We start from the raw sequence: 17,091 nt of genomic DNA, 5'->3' as shown, positions 1-17,091 counted from the left end.
ATGCTCAGGGTCACTCTGAAGAAATGGAGGAGCGATTCTTATGATTGTTCCAGGAAGTGAATTCTTAAGCAAGGCTTTACATTTAATTTCACAAAGCTTACTCATCCCCGATATTATAGGGCTACTTATCTGCATAACTTTTGGTGTTATTGAGTTAGGGAGTCTAGTTTCGGAATATTCACAAAGAACAAAAGTAAGCAGTGAAGAAATTGGAGAAATAATTAAGAAACTGCACAACACAAATGAGATAAGAGAAGCGATTTCTGCCAACACCCTTTCACAAAATCAGAAAAACATCCTGGAGAAAATAGTCTCTCATAACTATTTGACCAATGATTCCCTAAATGCCTTGGCTCGAAAGTTGATTGAGGAAGAAGAGCTCAAAGCAGCTCAAACGCTTGAAAAGACTGATATGCTTGCCCGCTGGGGTCCTGCTTTGGGGTTGATGGGAACTCTAATTCCTTTGGGTCCAGGTCTTGCAGCATTGGGAAGAGGAGATGTTCACACTTTGGCTCAAGCCGTCATCATTGCTTTTGATACTACTATTGTTGGATTGGCAGCAGGTTGCATTGGCTATACCATTTCTAAGATTAGAAAAAGATGGTACGAAGAACACATAAGCACCCTGGAAGCTTTGATAGATCCTTTACTGGAGGTGTTGGAAAATGGCAAGAAAGCGGAAGATTTTGCCCCGATTAGAAGAAGATATTAATCCTATGTCGGGAGTGGCTAACCTGGTAGATGCCATGCTGGTCTTTGCTTGTGGCTTAATTGTAATGCTTGTTCTCTCCTGGAATCTCCAGAATGTGATTTTTAAAGATACTTCTTTGGAAGAAAGAAGAAGAATGGTGGAGGCAATTAAAAAGATAGTCAAGATAGAGAAGGGGAAAGAAATTAAAACTCCCCCACCGCTGGTATCAGGAACCGGTGAGGGATATGAGGAAATGGGAGTAGTATATAAAGATTCCAAGACCGGCAAGCTAATCCTGGTCAGCCCTTAAATTTAAGTAGACATGGCAGGTAAATTCGCGAATGTTACACCCGCCTCTAAAATTTGGGAGGTCATTTCCCAATTTCCCGCAGTTTTTAAGGAACATCTCTGTAAGTGGACAGATGTCTGCCTGTTGTAAACCGGATTCCACAAATTTGTATAAGTAGTACACAGCAAAAGATATCAATTTTTAAGAAGGAAATTTAAAATATCCGTCGAATATAAACAGTGAAGTAAGACCACGAAGGTCTATTCTAACCCGAAGGTTGGAGCTTTTTGGTCTTTTTTTAGTTGGATTTGGGAATAAGGATTTGCAAATAAGGCTATACATGATGTTTGTAACTGAGACCACGAAGGTTTTAGACCTGGTCGAAGGTGGGGTTTTCGTGGTTTTTTATTTGTCTTGCCAGTCCGTGGGGTGCAGGCAGACACCTCATATCCTCTGGATCCGCGGTGCTGCACGGGCAGGCAGGGATTTGAGGGGCTTCTGCCTGCCCCAGCATAGCGGAAAGTTTGAGAAATTTTCTAAACAAAATTATTTTGACCAAAGAACCCATTCTTTAAAATGCTCATGTGGCAGACTTAGCTGGTGAGGTTAGGGATAGCAGATGCAACTTCTAAATGAGAGGTGAAGGGTTTGAGCTGTTTTAGGGACTCGGTGTATCCATTTACGGCGATCGTGGGTCAAGAGAAGATGAAAATGGCGCTGATCCTCAACGCCATAAATCCCAAGATAGGCGGGGTATTGATCAGAGGTCATAAAGGAACTGCCAAATCGACCGCTGTTCGGGGACTCGCTGATCTATTGCCCGAAATAGAAGTCGTCGAAGGCTGTCCCTATAGCTGTGACCCACATGATCTTTCCAAAGTGTGCCCCGAATGTAAGGAAAGAATCTTTCTCGACAAAAGTTTGCCCAGCAGGAAGAGGAAAGTTTGGGTCGTGGAACTGCCGGTGAGCGCCACCGAGGATAGGGTAGTGGGAAGCATCGACTTTGAATACGCCATAAGGGAAGGCAGGAAGCGCTTTGAGCCCGGACTCTTGGCTCTGGCAAACAGAGGCATCATCTATGTGGACGAAGTAAACCTGCTTAACGATCACATTGTCGATGTCCTACTCGACGCGGCGGCTATGGGTATCAATGAAGTCGAAAGGGAGGGTGTATCCTATTCCCACCCCGCCCACTTCATCCTGGTGGGAACGATGAACCCCGAGGAGGGGGAATTGAGACCGCAGCTTCTGGATCGCTTCGGTCTCTGCGTGAGGATCGAGGGGATAAGCGATCCAGAGCAACGGGTGGAGCTCATCAAGAGGCGTGAGGAATATGATGTGGACCCAGAAGCCTTTATCGAGAAATGGAGACCTGAGCAGAAGAGGTTAACGGAGCAAATCTTCGCCGCCCAAGAAAGATTAGAGGATGTGATGATATCCTCCGATTCCCTTAAGCTCATAGCCCGCATCTGTTTGGAAAATTGCGTCGCTGGACACAGAGCCGATGTCGTCATGGATATGACCGCTCGGACAATCGCCGCCCTAAAGAGTCAAAATGAGGTTGGGGAAGAAGAAATCTTCGAGGCGGCGGAGTTGGTTTTGCCCCATCGAATGAGAGAGGTTCCTCCACTTCGTAAGCAGCAACCTCCACCAGAGCCTCCTCATCGTGAGGAGCAGAATCGGAAGGAGAGGGAGGAGGATAGAGAGGAGGATAGAGAGGAACAAAAGGAACAGAGAGAGCACAAGAAGCCACCATCTCGTCCCCAGAGCCAAGATGGTTCCCCTCGTCTCATCCAGGAAATTGTATTCGCCGTAGGAAAACCATTCCCAGTTCGCCGCATTGAGCACGGACGGGATGGAATCCTTCGGAGGGGCTCGGGACGCAGGAGCCGCACCAAGACGGCATCAAAATCGGGACGCTATGTTAAATCGACCGAGGTCAGAATGAGCGGCGACATAGCTCTTGATGCTACCTTGAGAGCGGCGGCACCGTACCAGCTGAGACGAAAGAGAAATGATCTGGCGATCGCCATTGAGACGGAGGATATTCGGGAAAAGATCAGAGAAAAAAGGATAGGCAATTTCCTTCTCTTCGTCGTCGATGCCAGTGGCTCCATGGGTGCAAACAGGAGAATGATCGAGGCCAAGGGGGCGATTTTATCCCTGCTACTGGATGCCTATCAGAAAAGGGATAAGGTGGGAATGGTGACTTTCAGAAAAAGCGCTGCTGAAATCTTGCTCCCTCCGACCAGCAGTGTGGAGTTAGCTCAAAAGAGGCTGGAAGAGCTACCCACGGGTGGCAGGACACCTCTCTCCCGTGGATTGGCTTTGGCTCATAAGGTGGCAAAAAATCACCTCCGAAAGGATCCAAACATCTCACCCCTGCTGGTGGTAATCACCGATGGAAAAGCCAATGTGAGCATCGGAGAGGACGATCCCTTCACCGAGGCTTTGAGAGTGGCTTCGGTGATTAGAACCGAAGAGAGGGTAAAAAGTTTGGTGATCGACGCCGAAGCTAATGGATTCATAAACTTTGGTTTGGCTGAGGAGTTGGCTCAAGCCCTGGGTGGACAATACTTTAGACTGGAGGATCTCAGAGCTTCAAGCATAGTACAGGTGATAAAAGAGATGCTCCAATAACTTTAAGGAGAAGGTGAGGATAATGTCCTGTTATGAGAAGGTAATTTATCCATTTACGGCGATCGTTGGTCAAGAGAAGATGAAAATGGCGCTGATCCTCAACGCTATAAATCCCAAGATAGGCGGGGTTCTGATACGTGGCGAGAAAGGCACCGCAAAGTCCACCGCCGTAAGAGCCCTCGCTGATCTTCTTCCTGAAATTGAGGTGGTCAAGGATTGTCCCTACGGTTGCAATCCGCGTGATAAAAATGAGATGTGTGAAAGATGTTTGGAGAGATTCAATCACGGAGGAAAGTTTGAGACGATTCTCAGAAAGATGCGGGTGATAGATCTGCCCGTGAGTGCCACCGAGGATAGGGTAGTTGGCACCCTTGATATAGAGTACGCTATAAAGCGAGGCGAGAAGCGCTTTGAGCCAGGAGTTTTGGCTGAGGCTCATCGGGGAATACTCTATGTGGATGAGGTCAATCTTCTCGACGATCACATCGTCGATGTCCTTCTGGATTCAGCGGCTATGGGAGTGAATACAGTCGAAAGGGAGGGTGTATCCTACTCCCACCCAGCCCACTTCATCTTGGTGGGAACGATGAACCCTGAGGAGGGAGAATTGAGACCGCAGCTTCTGGATCGCTTTGGACTGTGTGTGAAAATTGAAGGAATCGCTGACCCAGATTTGAGGGTAGAGGTAGTCAAGCGACGTTCCAGTTATGAGGATGATCCCATAGCCTTTGCCTCTGAGTGGGAGGGGGCTCAAGAGGAATTGAGAAAGAAGATCATCTCTGCCAAGAAGATTCTGGATGGAGTGGAAATTTCGGAAGAGATGCTCAAACTCATCGCCGAAATTGCCGTTGAGATGAAGGTTCACGGTCACAGGGCAGATATCACCATGATGAAAGTTGCCAAGACCACCGCGGCTTTCCACGGGCGCACCCAAGTCACGGAGGAGGACGTGAGGGAAGGCGCCGATTTAGCTCTGCTTCACCGGATGAGACGCAAGCCCTTTGAAGAATTCGGCATAGATCAAGGGAGGTTAGAAGGGACCTTAATTGGCGAGCACTCACCTGATCCGCGCAACTTCAACCAATCTGCAGATGCTAGCAAAAATGTTCGATGAGAAAGCGATAATACCATGAACTTCGTGGGAGGTTGGTGATGAAATTGCCTGAACTGGTGCCCACAAGGATCACGGCGATACTTACGTCGACTTCCATGTCGAAGTGGATATCCGAAGCCCTGCAACAGATCAGGGAAGAATATGGGGACATCATCAAAGTGAGGCTATACAACTGGCACGAGATTGAAGAAGAATTAGTGGAGGATAGCACCTTAGGGAAGAATCTACAGAACGCGGATATCGTGCTCATCGACATTAGGGGCGGAGGGCGTCCCTCAAAGATTGTTTCCGAGACACTCTCCAGTACAAAGAATACCGTGATCGTGCTCTGTGGAGGATCGGAGTACGTATTGAGCCTCACCAGGATGGGGTCATTCTCCATGGATAAGATCATGCAACGCAGGAAAACCACCGGCATTGATTATAAAAAGATTCAGAAAATCTCGAACATGATCGATAAGATGGGCAAAATTCTTCCCCTCGGTTTCTTAAAGCACGCCAGAAATTGGATAATTGCCATGAAATACTGGAGCAATGGCGGAACGGAGAATATAAAGAACCTATTGCTTTTCATCGTTAAAAATTACGGAAAAAATAGGGTCAAGGTTAAACTCAATCCTCCAATAGAGTATCCCGAAGAGGGAATCTACGATCCCTTTGAACAAAAGTTTTATGGTACCTTGGATGCTTATCTACGGGATCATAAACTCGAGAAACCATATACCGTGGGAATGCTTTCTTTCGGAGGCATGCATCTTGAGGAGTGCTATGTGGGCATCAAGGCCCTCATGGAAAAGCTAAAACCCTACGCCAATATCATTCCAACTTTTTCAAGTTCCATGGAAGGTTGCAAGGATATCAAGGAGTTTTTCTACAAGAATGGGAAACCCATCGTCGATGCCGTGGTCAGCTTTCGATGGTTTAGACTTAATGGAGGACCTCTCGGTGGAGATCCACAGGTCACTTTAGATACTCTGCAGAACCTCGATGTACCCGTCTTTGACGGCACACCCATGCTCATGCGGGAGATTCAAAAGTGGAAAGCTTCAGAGATCGGTCTATCCCCCCTGGAGGTCGTCACCGCCGTTACCCTTCCTGAACTCGATGGAATTATTGAGCCAATACCATCGAGTGGTCTCGCTGAGGTCGGATACGACCGGAATATCGAAGGCAGAGTGAAGACCATTCTGCCCATTGATGATCGCATTGAAAGAATGGCGCAAAGAGTTTTGAATTGGGTGAAGCTTCACGGAAAAAGGAATTCCAATAAGAGGATTGCCTTCATCATATTCAATTATCCACCGGGTGAAGACAATCTGGGCAGTGCCGCTTATCTCGATGTATTTGAAAGCATGAAAAGGATATTACAGAGATTAAAAAAGGAAGGTTATAGTGTGGGTGACTTGCCGGAAAAATCCTTACATGAACTATTTTTAGAGCAGTCGGTAGTAAACTCTGGCAAATGGATTGCTCAGAAAAAGTTGATAGCCAATCTCATAAATATTGATCGCCCCACGTATTCCAAATGGTTTGATGAGCTTCCCGAAAGCATCAAAGAATCGGTGATCCGTGACTGGGGTTCTCCCCCGGGAAATGTGATGGTCCACAATGGTAGGCTACTCATCCCGGGCATCGAATTCGGAAATATCTTTGTGGGCATTCAACCATCCAGGGGTGTTCATGAGAATCCTGAGAAGGCGTATCACGATAAAGCTCTGGCACCACATCACCAGTATATTGCCTTCTATAAGTGGTTAGAGAACGAATTCAAAGCTGATGCCGTTGTTCACGTGGGTACTCACGGAACTCTGGAATTCACCGCTGGGAAAGAGATTGGGCTCTCCCGGGAATGCTTTCCCGATAACTTGATTGGGAATCTGCCCCATATTTATATCTATTGGGTTACCAACTCCTCGGAGGCAACCATCGCCAAGAGGAGAAGTTACGCCACCATCGTTAATCACATGACTCCCACATTTACCTCTTCCAGTCTCTACGATGAACTTTCGAAACTGGATGATTTGATCGCCGAATATAATGAGGCGAGGGTTCAAGATCCGCTCAGAGCTCAGAGGGTCGAGGAGCAAATCCTCAAAGTTACCAAAGAACTGAATTTCCGGAGCGAATCCATAGAGGAAATTCACAGTGAAATATTTGAGATTAAACGATCCATTATCCCTAAGGGCTTGCATATAATGGGCGAAAAATACGATGACGATGGATTGGTTGAGTTCCTCACCTTCATTCTTCGTTACGATAGGGGGGAGATTAAATCACTCCATCGGATACTCCTTGAATCTCAAGGTATAAATTATGATTGGGCGATGAAGAATCCTGGCGAGTCTTTGGGGGGAAAGACATATGCCCAAATTTTGGAGGATATCGAATCCAAGGCAAGAGATCTCGCGAGGAAGGTACTGTTTGAATCGCTGAATGATGCTTTGAAGTCGGTTGAAGTATCGAAGGATCTAACCTTTGAGCTTGAGAAAACTTTGAAGTTTGGGCTGAAAGTCATCGAGGACTATAGGAGGGGAGATGAGCTTGGAGGTCTCATCCACGCCTTGGAAGGGAGGTATACTTATCCAAACATTGGGGGAGATCCCATACGCACCCCCGATGTTCTTCCCACGGGTAGCAATACCTTTCAATTCGATCCCCGGATGGTCCCCAGCGATGCTGCTTATGAGCGTGGCTCAGAGATAGCCGAAAATACGCTTAAACGGTATCGTCATATTCACGGATATCCGGAGAGCGTAGGGGTAGTCCTTTGGGGCTTTGAGACCATGAAGACCAGAGGCGAAACAATCGGTCAGATACTGAGATACATCGGCGTGAGACCAATTGGCTCAGTTTGGGATAAGAGATTAAAAGTTATCCCCCTTGAGGAACTGGGTCGTCCCCGAATAGATGTCCTGGTGACCATCTGCGGCATCTTCAGAGACACATTCCCGAATGTTATCAAGTTGTTGGATGAGGCCTTCAACCTGGTTGCATCCTTAGATGAGAGCGAGAATATGAATTATGTTAAGAAACACTCCACGGAAATCCTAGAGGAGATTGAGCCTGGAGTTGAGCATAGGGAGAAAATGGCAAATGCTAGAATCTATGGACCGAGCGCCGCCCAGTATGCCACAAGGGTGACCAATCTCATTGAGACGTCGAACTGGAAGGAGGAGAAGACCATAGGTAAGGTGTACATCTCAAGCATGAAACATGCTTACGGTTATAATCTTCACGCTGTTGAAGCGGAAAAGGTTTTAAAGGCGATGCTCTCAAAGGTGGAATTGGTCTCCCAGGTAAGAGACACGCATGAATACGAGATAATAGAGCTCGACCATTACTACGAGTTCTTTGGAGGACTGTCCAAGGCAGTTGAAACCACAAGTGGCAAAAAACCGGAGATGCTCATCTCCGACACCACAAAAGAGATTATAAAAACCGAGAATGTGGAGGATGCCATTGAGAGAGGGGTGAGAGCCAGACTTCTCAATCCAAAGTGGATCGATGGGATGTTGAAACACGACTTCCACGGTGCTCAGAAGATTGCGGACAGAGTGGAATATGTACTGGGCTTGGCGGCGACCACCAATCGTGTGGACAACTGGATATGGAGTGGGATCGCTGAACGCTATATCTTCGATGAGGAAATGCGAAAACGAATGGCGGAAAATAACCGCTTCGCCACCGCAGAAATAGTCAACAGGTTGCTTGAGGCGAACAAGCGAGGTTACTGGGATGCCACCGATGAACAAATTGAGAAATTAAAGGGGGCATACTTGGAAATCGAAGGTTGGATAGAAGAGAAGCTATAAGCAGTTCTAAATTAATTTTTCTAATGGGACTACGAAGGTCTCAAAATCGGTTTGAAAACCGGGGAATCTTTGTGGTCTTTTATTTTTCCGAAAGGAGATGATGTCATGGAATATTTTGACCGAAGAGAACTTGTCTTCATTGGCATGATATGTGTGATGACCATCGTGGTGGTTTGGGTGGTGAATATGACCGCAGCGGCAATCGCTCCAGGTGCACCCGGTCTTAAATCAATGACCGCGGGATTTTTTGGCAGCATCGTGATCGCCATAGGACTTGCTAAGGTTAAAAAGGTTGGAACATTGAGTCTCATCGGAATAACAACCGGGCTTTTCCATGGTTTTATATCCCCTGCTGTGCCAATTTTATTCCCTTCATCGGCCATTGGTGGGATATTCGGAGATATAATCACGAAACTCCTCCGTGGTGATTACTCAAGTAGGAAATTGATCATCTTGGCTTGTGCAAACAAAGTTTTTGCTGGAACTTTGATCATTTTCATTTTGATGATACTTTTCGGCTTTCCAAGAGCTATAATGAATCCTTTTGTTATCCTTGCAATCTCTGCTGTTTGCTCCATCTTGGGAGCCGCCGGTGGGTATATTGGAACAAGCATATCAGGGGAGCTGAAAAAAGCTGGGGTGATCCAATAAAGATGCTACCCACATCCAAATTTGGGAGATTCTTGGCAAAGAAATCGTCCATTCATGGATTGGATCCCAGAACCAAAATGGGCTTGGTCTTTTTAATCACCATACTCAGTCTCGTAGTGGATAGCATCGTGTGCTTGATTATCCTAATTATTGTTCTGCTATTCGGTCTGTATTTTTCCAAAACATTTAAAGAGGCCAGAAGATTTCTGATATTATTTGGGTTCATTGGTGTTATCCTTGCCATTTTTGGATTTATATTCACCAAAGATTGGACCTACATAGGAAGATTTTGTATGAAGATGTACGCTATGACCAGTGCAGGATTGCTATTTGCCCTTACCACCTCACCCAATGATTTAGCCAAAGCCCTGGAAAAAATGAAAGTTCCTTCATCGATAACTTTTATATTCACTACAACCATAAGATTTGTCCCCACCCTTATGGAGGAAGTTACGTCGATATTGGATTCATTGAGGCTGAAGGGGCTGAAACTATGTGCGAGAGATATCCTAAAGCAGCCAGGAAGTTACTATAGAGGGATCATAATTCCAATAACCATTCGCTCCATCAAAATATCTGATGAGCTGGCTGCGGCTACGGAAACAAGGGGATTTGGAGCTCCATATAAGAGAACTACGCTGAAGGAAATAAAATTTCGGAGAAATGATTACGTTTTCCTTCTTGTGATGATGGTTTTAACCATAGCACTTTTAGTCGTTGACCGGTGGAGAGTGCTGATTCCGTGACGGATTCCGTGATTGTGATCGAGGATCTTACATACACTTATCCTAACTCCGATCAACCCACGTTGAAGGATGTTAACCTGGAAATCGAAAGAGGAGAGTTTGTTTTAGTTGTTGGCAAAAGCGGTTGTGGGAAATCGACCTTGGTGAGGTGCATTAATGGGCTTATCCCACATCTCTTTGGCGGGGAAATAAATGGCAGAGTGCTGGTTCACGGAAAAGAGGTTGGGAAACATCCCATCTGGAAATTGGCTCGGCATGTGGGCATGGTTTTCCAGAATCCAACATCTCAACTTTTCACTCTGACAGTTGAAAATGAAGTGGCATTCGGTCCAGAAAACTTTGGAGTACCCAGAGAGGACCTTGAAAGAAGGGTGGACTGGGCTCTTGAATGTGTGGGCATGAAAGAGTCCAGATCGAAATCAGTTTTTGAGCTCTCCGATGGTCAAAAACAGAGAGTGGCGATTGCGGCGAATCTCTCGATGTTCCCAGATATCTTAATCCTTGATGAACCGACTTCCAATTTGGATGCCAGAGGAACTCAAGAGCTCTTTGAGGTACTAGAAGATTTGAAAAGAAGCGGGAAAACGATAGTTTTGATTGAACACAGAATAGATCATGCAATTAAATGTGCAGATAAAGTGATAATAATGGATTCCGGGGAAATTAAGCTCATCGATTCGCCGAGTATCTTGCTCAAGGATCAAGTTCGTAAATTCGGTATTCGTAGTCCCAAAGCCGGGTTTTCTCTGGCAAACCTTTCCGAGCGGAGTGATTCCGCAGATCCTTTAGTTAAAGTTCTGAATCTCCATTATTCCTACGGAGAGGAATTTGCAATTGAGAACGTTAGTACAGAGATTTACGATGGTGAAGCCATTGGAATAATGGGCTCAAACGGTTCTGGAAAGACCACGCTGGTCAAGTGTTTCGTTGGTCTATTGAAACCCACGAGAGGGAAGGTAATCGTGGACGGAACCGATACTCACAAAGTGGATGTATCGACGTTGGCAAGGAAAGTTGGATTGGTCCTTCAGAATCCAGATCATCAACTATTCATGGACACCGTATATAATGAGGTTTCATTTGGACTGAAATATCAGAATTTGCCCGAAAGAGGGATCAAAGAACGTGTTAAAGATGCACTTGAGATGATGGGTCTTTGGGAGTTAAGGGATAGACATCCTCATTCTTTGAGCGAGGGGCAGAAGCAAAGAGTAACAATAGCCTCAACACTTGTGAGAAAACCAGAAGTGCTGATCCTCGATGAGCCCACCAGCGGCATGGACGGATACCACATGCGTATGTTGGTTGATAAGCTCAATGAACTCAAGAAGGATTTAACCATAGTTTTAGTATCTCATGATGCGGAGATGATCTCAAAGGTCTGTGACAGAGTAATGGTGTTGGATGAAGGAAGAATAGTTTCTGTTGCAACTATTCTTCCTTCTCCTCGGGTCTAATTGGAGGTTTCCATTAGTCTTCTTTGTCACTTTGGGGTTTTTCTCTATTTTGGTATTCTTCTCGGATGCGAAGTTCGTTTTCCTCCTCCTCGTGATCGTTTTCCTCCTCCTCGTGTCTGGTTCGTTCCCTGTTTTCATAGTTTTCTCGAACCTTTGGTTGATATTCCTTCCGATATTTACCTTTTTCTTCTGGAGGTCCTTTCCTTTCTAGAGCCTCGAGAGCCCTGTCGTGTCCCCTTCTGGAGACTTCGATCGCATGCTCGATCGCATCTTGGGCTTGCTCGGATACTTTCTCCGGGAGTCCCTGTAATACTGCAGTATGCTTTGATGTGGCTTCGGCCACTGTTTCATAGACGTCTTTGTCCACTTTATCCTTTTTCTTAATTTCTTCCCCAGCTCTCTCCAGACATTTCTCGTAGCAATCCACGCATTTTTCAGCTATTTCGGGTTTACCTCTCTTCACCATAGCTTGAGCTTCAGCCAATCTCGTTTCTGCGAACTTCATTAGAAGAGTCACTTTGCCCTTGGGTGAGAAGGTGAAGAAAAGCTGAATCTTCTCAACCCAGGTCTTCAGGAAGTAGAAGGGGCTATCTGGAGTCAGTCCTGGTTCTGGCTCTTCTTCAGTTGCTATAGCTGGAGCTGCAGCTGACAAAATGAGCAGGGCGACAATGAGCGTTGAGATTATTTTCTTGACGTTCATTCTTAGCGCCTCCTTTCATTTCGATCTTTTTTGTTCCGTTTATAAAAACGTAAGAAGATTATTTTAGATACGGGCAACACAAATTTTCTATAACCCCATTATCACCTACGCGGTGATAAGTAGGGTGATAAGCATAGATGTGGGGTCGGGGTTTACCTGCCGTCCGGCCGTGTCTGCTGACAGGCAGGTAGGCGGGTCCCCGACCAAAGAATGCGGGAGACGAGCTCCCGCGCTACATATACTTGGTTGACATTTGGCTACCCACATGGTAAAAATTTAATTGAGAATAATTCTCAATTACCTAGCCGATGCACAGAGTAGATGAATATTTTAGGAAGTTAAAATCGAAAGGATTTAAGCTCACCCCACAGAGGGTTCGAATTCTAAAGGCCATAGGTCTGGCTGAGGGGCATCTCGATGCTGAAGAAATTTACCATTTGGTAAATAGAGAATGCCCTCCAGTTGGATTGGCTACGGTTTATCGCACCCTAGATTTACTGAAAAAGCTCGGAGTCGTCAATGGTTTGGGTTTTGGTGAGGGGCACCAACATTATGAGATTAGCCCCGAGCATCACCATCATTTGGTTTGTCTAAAATGTGGAAGTATCGAGGAATTTGATGAGCAAGTTGTGGCAAAGCTCGAAGCTGTCGACAAGCTTGAGAAGGAGTTGAGCGGAAAGCTTGGGTTTAAGATCATCGATCACCAATTGGAATTCTATGGTTATTGTTCAAAATGTCGGAAAATCTAAGGTCTCACAGACCGGTAGGGGATCCGAAGGATTTCAAGAAGGAAGAGGAGGTTACGAGGTGAGATTATGGAGGTAACCTTGGACGAACTGGAAATTGAAAGACCTGCGGAGATAAAACGCATAATGGGTGGATTCGGTTTTCAGAGGAGAATAGCGGCTCTGGGTTTGAGAGTAGGAAAGATTGTGCGAAAGGTTGCCTCCGAGCCCTTGAGGGGACCCATCGTAGTTGAGGTTGATGGTACCCGAGTTGCTTTGGGAAGGGGCATGTCCATGAAAATCTTCGTCGAGGAGATTGAGGAATGAGGATACTCCTCATGGGGAACCCCAACGTTGGCAAAAGTGTCATTTTTTCTAGGTTAACGGGAACCGATGTCATCGCCTCCAATTATCCCGGTACCACAGTGGAATTCACCAAGGGCACCATGAAGCTCAATGGGGAGAGGGCAGAGGTCATAGACGTACCGGGGACGTATACTCTTGAACCCGTTTCAAAAGCGGAAGAAGTAGCTGTGGAGATGTTGCATGAGGGAGATGTGGTTATCCAGGTCGTTGATGCTACAAATTTAGAAAGGAACTTGTACCTCACGCTTCAACTCATAGAGAAGAAGGTGCCCTTAATCATGGCACTTAATCTTTGGGATGAAGCTAAGCACATAGGGATAAAGATCGATGTAAAAAAGCTTGAGAAACTTTTGGGGGTACCCGTAGTCCCCACCGTTGCTGTCACCGGTGAAGGAATCAAGGAACTAGTCTCCCGCTTGCCACATGCAAGGATTTCAGTTTATAGAAGTACTGACCACGAAAAGTGGGGAGACATTGGAAAGATGATAGCACAGGTTCAAAGCGTCACCCATCGCCATCACACTCCTTTGGAAAAACTCGGGGATTTGAGCATCAAGCCTGTAACGGGAATTCCTCTCTCCATACTCGTCATGTATCTTGCTTTTCAAATCACAAGATTCATCGGTGAAGGATTAATCGGATACGTATTTGAGCCTCTATTTGAACTCTATACACCACTGGCTATGAAAATAAGTCAGCTGCTAGGACCTGGATTTCTGCACGACATCCTGATCGGAACTTTAATAAAAGGGGAGATTGACTACACTCAGTCCATGGGGGTCCTCACCACGGGCTTGTTCGTTCCTTTTGCAATGGTTTTGCCTTACGTATTCTCTTTTTATTTGACTTTAAGCTTCTTGGAAGATTGCGGTTACCTCCCGCGTTTGGCTGTGTTAATTGACAATGTTATGCATCGATTGGGGTTACACGGTTCTGCAATAATCCCCATGTTGCTCGGTTTGGGGTGTAATGTTCCAGGAATTTTAGCCACAAGAATTTTAGAAACGAGGAGACAAAGATTCATTGCTGCTACGTTAACGGCAATTTGTATTCCTTGCACAGCTATGTTGGCTGTTGTTGTTGGATTGGTGGGTAAATATGGACCCCAGGGTTTAGGAATAGTTTTTGTCACTCTTTTTATAGTCTGGGTCATCCTCGGTACCTTACTGGATAAACTTCTTAAAGGGGAAAGCCCAGAAATATTTTTAGAAATTCCGCCTTATCGAATTCCATACTGGGGAGCTCTCTTAAAAAAGCTGTGGATGCGAATAAAATATTTTTTGAGGGAAGGGGTTCCCTATGTACTGCTGGGGGTATTTATTGCTAATGTTCTGTACACCTTGGGAGTAATTGATTTTGTCGGAAGAATAGCTTCACCGGTGATAGTGGGACTTTTGGGTCTTACTAAAGAGACCGCCGCCGCTTTGATCATTGGATTCCTCCGCAAAGACGTAGCGGTGGGGATGTTATTGCCCCTTGGCTTGACCATGAAGCAACTCATCATTGCCAGCGTGGTACTAACCATGTACTTTCCCTGCGTGGCTACCTTTGCGGTTCTCTTTAGAGAATTGGGAGTAAAAGATATGATGAAATCCGCGGGGATAATGATAGTTGGTGCTATCCTGGTGGGAAGCCTACTCAATCTCATCCTATAATTACCATGATATTAGATGAACTCCTGGCTCAATTACACGATCAGATCCCTAAGCCTCCAGAGGTAAATCGCATTTCTACTGGTGATCGCTATATTGCGGTTAAACTCGGACAAAAAGCCGGTGTTGCATATAGACCAAAGATGGATTCGATACCCATTGAGTTGAAAGATGCCTTCTGCCTTGCTGAACTGGCTCTGAGTGGTAACTTAATGGAGCGAGCCATCGGAATTGCCACCATAAATGCCCTCTCCTGGCTGATAATACCCCAACGATTAAAATACAGGCGTGGAGATCCCACCGAGTGTATAGATATCCAGGGCAGGACTATAACGATGATTGGTTTTTTTACCCCTTTGGTGAGGAGGTTTGCAAGTGCGCAGGAAATCAGAGTAGTTGAACGAGAGTCTTTCCTGCCTGACGAGCAGACCTGCTGCTTACCCGAAAGACAAGCACTAAAATGTCCAAATGTTAGATATTTTACCTCTGCTCAAGTCGGTGACGCGGTGAGGGGTGCCCACGCCGTCATAATCACGGGATCGGCACTTGTCTATGGGGGAATAGAGGATTACTTACAGCGGGCTAAAATTTCAGAAGAAGTGATGGTGGTCGGACCCACTTCTTCAATGCTTCCTGAACCATTTTTCAGGAGGGGAGCGACCGCGGTGGGCGGAATCGAGATATTCGATGCCGATATGCTCATGGACATTGTGGAGAGTGGTGGTGGAACCCGTGACATCATCAACAGGTGTGCCAGAAAGATCTGGTTTAGAAGAGAGGATTTCACCGATCAACTTTAGAGATAATTTGTACATGGGTCATAATTTGCGGCAGCTCTTCGAGCTCGCTCTGCTTAACGGCGTGCTCAGAGCCTCTTCAGCCCACCCCTTAAAATATCCAGTGATTTTTATGACCACCTATAGATAATTTAAAATGAAAGGCGTTTACGGATTACTGTTGAAGTTACCCAGGGATGGTGAATTTAAAATAGGCAAACTTGGGCCGGTGAAGTTTAAATCCGGATATTATGTATATATTGGTTCAGCTCTGGGTGGCTTGAAAGCGAGAATTGATCGCCATAGGAAAACTCGGAAGAATCTTCGCTGGCATATCGATTATCTTGTAGCTAAAGCTATACTCGTGGAGATTATTTATGCCGAGACTGCTGAGAGGAAAGAGTGCAATATCGCTCAAGGTTTGAGCAAATACTTCAATTCCATTGCGAATTTCGGCTCTAGCGATTGTGTTTGCCAAAGCCATCTTTTTTATTCTACCAGTCTTAATGATTTGAGGAGGATTGTCGGGGGAGTATTCAATAAGAATGGGTTATCTCCTTTGATTATGGCATTGCAATATGATTGCCAGGGCTATATTTGATGCCTTTATGAGAAAATGACTTGGGGAGTTTAACGATGGAAAAGCCGTTTCCTCCATGGAAATATTGGACTAAAAGTGCTCTCCGCGAGGTATTGAGAAAGGTTTTAACTAAAGGTTAAAATGACAGCGACCGTTAAGAGTGGCTATCTTATTTCATTAACAGGTTGGGAAACATCGTTAAAATAGCCCAGTTAGAGATGGGATATAAGGATTGGGAGAAGACCGCATCCTTTTCCCTCAAATCCCCTCACACAAGCTATATTTGATATCCTTTCAGTAACGAATAGTTTTCAAAAAAATTCTTGAAGTTATTTACAAATATTATTTTAATTTTATAATGGAAGAGTCATTGGAGGTGTATGATATTGATTCCTGAGGAAGATAAGCCCGTATTCCCGATCGGCGTTGTGGCTGAAATGCTAAAAGTTCATCCGGAGACTTTGAGAATTTGGGAGCGAAATGGAATTATTCACCCCGCTCGTCAGGGATACCGAAGGCTCTATTCCAGCCTTGATCTTAAGCGTTTAGGTTTTGTTCATAATCTAATCGAGAAAGATGGACTTAACCTGGCTGGGGTGAAAAGGTTTATCCAGATGTACCCCTGCTGGCAGAGGAAATATTGTTCTGGAGGCAGACCTAAAGAGTCAGGTCAGCGCATAAACCTATCAAAACCTTGTTGGAAAGAACTCGGAACCTATTGTTTAAAACCTGAGGATAAAGCCGAGTTTTGCTCAGGTTGTAGGTTTAGAAGACGGGAACGCTGTCGATGAGCTTTGGGAGCTTTTTAAATAACTAAAGTTGGGGGGCGAGTAAGAGTGGATCATAGTAACCGAGATGCTAATACACATTAATATCCCCTTTGGGTTTAATC

General features: G+C 45.5%; 16 protein-coding genes. 15 read left to right on the top strand and 1 reads right to left on the bottom strand.

Going from position 1 to position 17,091, the window contains the following annotated elements; translation table 11 throughout:
• Positions 1-40: 40 nt before the first annotated feature.
• The 9 genes from AB1466_06315 (at position 41) to AB1466_06275 (ending at position 11,400) form a co-directional block, all read left to right on the top strand.
• A complete protein-coding gene (locus AB1466_06315) occupies positions 41-712 on the top strand; it encodes a MotA/TolQ/ExbB proton channel family protein (GenBank protein MEW6189697.1) in 672 nt (223 codons plus the stop codon).
• Positions 666-1,001: a DUF2149 domain-containing protein gene (locus tag AB1466_06310; GenBank protein ID MEW6189696.1), complete on the top strand. Its 336-nt coding sequence runs from the start codon at positions 666-668 to the stop codon at positions 999-1,001. The genes AB1466_06315 and AB1466_06310 overlap by 47 nt, the downstream gene beginning before the upstream one ends.
• Positions 1,002-1,320: 319 nt before the next feature.
• The gene (locus tag AB1466_06305) at positions 1,321-1,584 is read left to right on the top strand and encodes a hypothetical protein (protein MEW6189695.1); all 264 of its coding nucleotides are present in this window, start codon (positions 1,321-1,323) and stop codon (positions 1,582-1,584) included.
• 65 nt (positions 1,585-1,649) lie between these two features.
• Positions 1,650-3,620 (top strand): putative cobaltochelatase, encoded by a 1,971-nt coding sequence (locus AB1466_06300; GenBank protein MEW6189694.1) that lies wholly within the window; start codon positions 1,650-1,652, stop codon positions 3,618-3,620.
• A gap of 22 nt (positions 3,621-3,642) precedes the next feature.
• The gene (locus AB1466_06295; protein MEW6189693.1) at positions 3,643-4,734 is read left to right on the top strand and encodes an ATP-binding protein; all 1,092 of its coding nucleotides are present in this window, start codon (positions 3,643-3,645) and stop codon (positions 4,732-4,734) included.
• A gap of 38 nt (positions 4,735-4,772) precedes the next feature.
• Entirely contained in the window at positions 4,773-8,546 is a 3,774-nt protein-coding gene (bchH, locus tag AB1466_06290) for a magnesium chelatase subunit H (GenBank protein ID MEW6189692.1), read from the top strand.
• A gap of 105 nt (positions 8,547-8,651) precedes the next feature.
• Entirely contained in the window at positions 8,652-9,197 is a 546-nt protein-coding gene (locus tag AB1466_06285; protein ID MEW6189691.1) for an MptD family putative ECF transporter S component, read from the top strand.
• 32 nt (positions 9,198-9,229) lie between these two features.
• Entirely contained in the window at positions 9,230-9,943 is a 714-nt protein-coding gene (locus AB1466_06280) for an energy-coupling factor transporter transmembrane component T (GenBank protein MEW6189690.1), read from the top strand.
• Positions 9,940-11,400 (top strand): energy-coupling factor transporter ATPase, encoded by a 1,461-nt coding sequence (locus tag AB1466_06275; protein MEW6189689.1) that lies wholly within the window; start codon positions 9,940-9,942, stop codon positions 11,398-11,400. The genes AB1466_06280 and AB1466_06275 overlap by 4 nt, the downstream gene beginning before the upstream one ends.
• A 13-nt stretch (positions 11,401-11,413) precedes the next feature.
• On the opposite strand, the gene AB1466_06270 is transcribed toward AB1466_06275, so the two are convergent.
• Entirely contained in the window at positions 11,414-12,100 is a 687-nt protein-coding gene (locus tag AB1466_06270) for a DUF5667 domain-containing protein (GenBank protein ID MEW6189688.1), read from the bottom strand.
• Positions 12,101-12,408: 308 nt separating this feature from the next.
• Here AB1466_06270 and AB1466_06265 point away from each other — a divergent pair, with 308 nt between their 5' ends.
• The 6 genes from AB1466_06265 to AB1466_06240 all read left to right on the top strand — a co-directional run bounded on the left by AB1466_06265 (position 12,409) and on the right by AB1466_06240 (position 16,990).
• The gene (locus tag AB1466_06265; GenBank protein MEW6189687.1) at positions 12,409-12,849 is read left to right on the top strand and encodes a Fur family transcriptional regulator; all 441 of its coding nucleotides are present in this window, start codon (positions 12,409-12,411) and stop codon (positions 12,847-12,849) included.
• 66 nt (positions 12,850-12,915) lie between these two features.
• Complete coding sequence (locus tag AB1466_06260) at positions 12,916-13,152, top strand: FeoA family protein (GenBank protein MEW6189686.1); 237 nt, start codon at positions 12,916-12,918, stop codon at positions 13,150-13,152.
• Positions 13,149-14,846, top strand: coding sequence for a ferrous iron transporter B (locus AB1466_06255; protein MEW6189685.1), 1,698 nt, complete (start codon positions 13,149-13,151; stop codon positions 14,844-14,846). Before AB1466_06260 ends, AB1466_06255 begins: the two co-directional genes overlap by 4 nt.
• 5 nt (positions 14,847-14,851) lie before the next feature.
• Positions 14,852-15,643: a DUF364 domain-containing protein gene (locus AB1466_06250; GenBank protein MEW6189684.1), complete on the top strand. Its 792-nt coding sequence runs from the start codon at positions 14,852-14,854 to the stop codon at positions 15,641-15,643.
• A gap of 133 nt (positions 15,644-15,776) precedes the next feature.
• A complete protein-coding gene (locus AB1466_06245) occupies positions 15,777-16,220 on the top strand; it encodes a GIY-YIG nuclease family protein (protein ID MEW6189683.1) in 444 nt (147 codons plus the stop codon).
• Between the two features lie 359 nt (positions 16,221-16,579).
• Complete coding sequence (locus AB1466_06240; protein MEW6189682.1) at positions 16,580-16,990, top strand: MerR family transcriptional regulator; 411 nt, start codon at positions 16,580-16,582, stop codon at positions 16,988-16,990.
• Positions 16,991-17,091 lie beyond the last annotated feature (101 nt).

The organism is Actinomycetota bacterium, from assembly GCA_040755895.1.
In the GTDB taxonomy this organism is placed as follows: domain Bacteria; phylum Actinomycetota; class Aquicultoria; order Subteraquimicrobiales; family Subteraquimicrobiaceae; genus Subteraquimicrobium.
The sequence above is the reverse complement of the archived record's forward strand: the minus strand, read 5'-3'. Positions and strand labels throughout refer to the sequence as shown.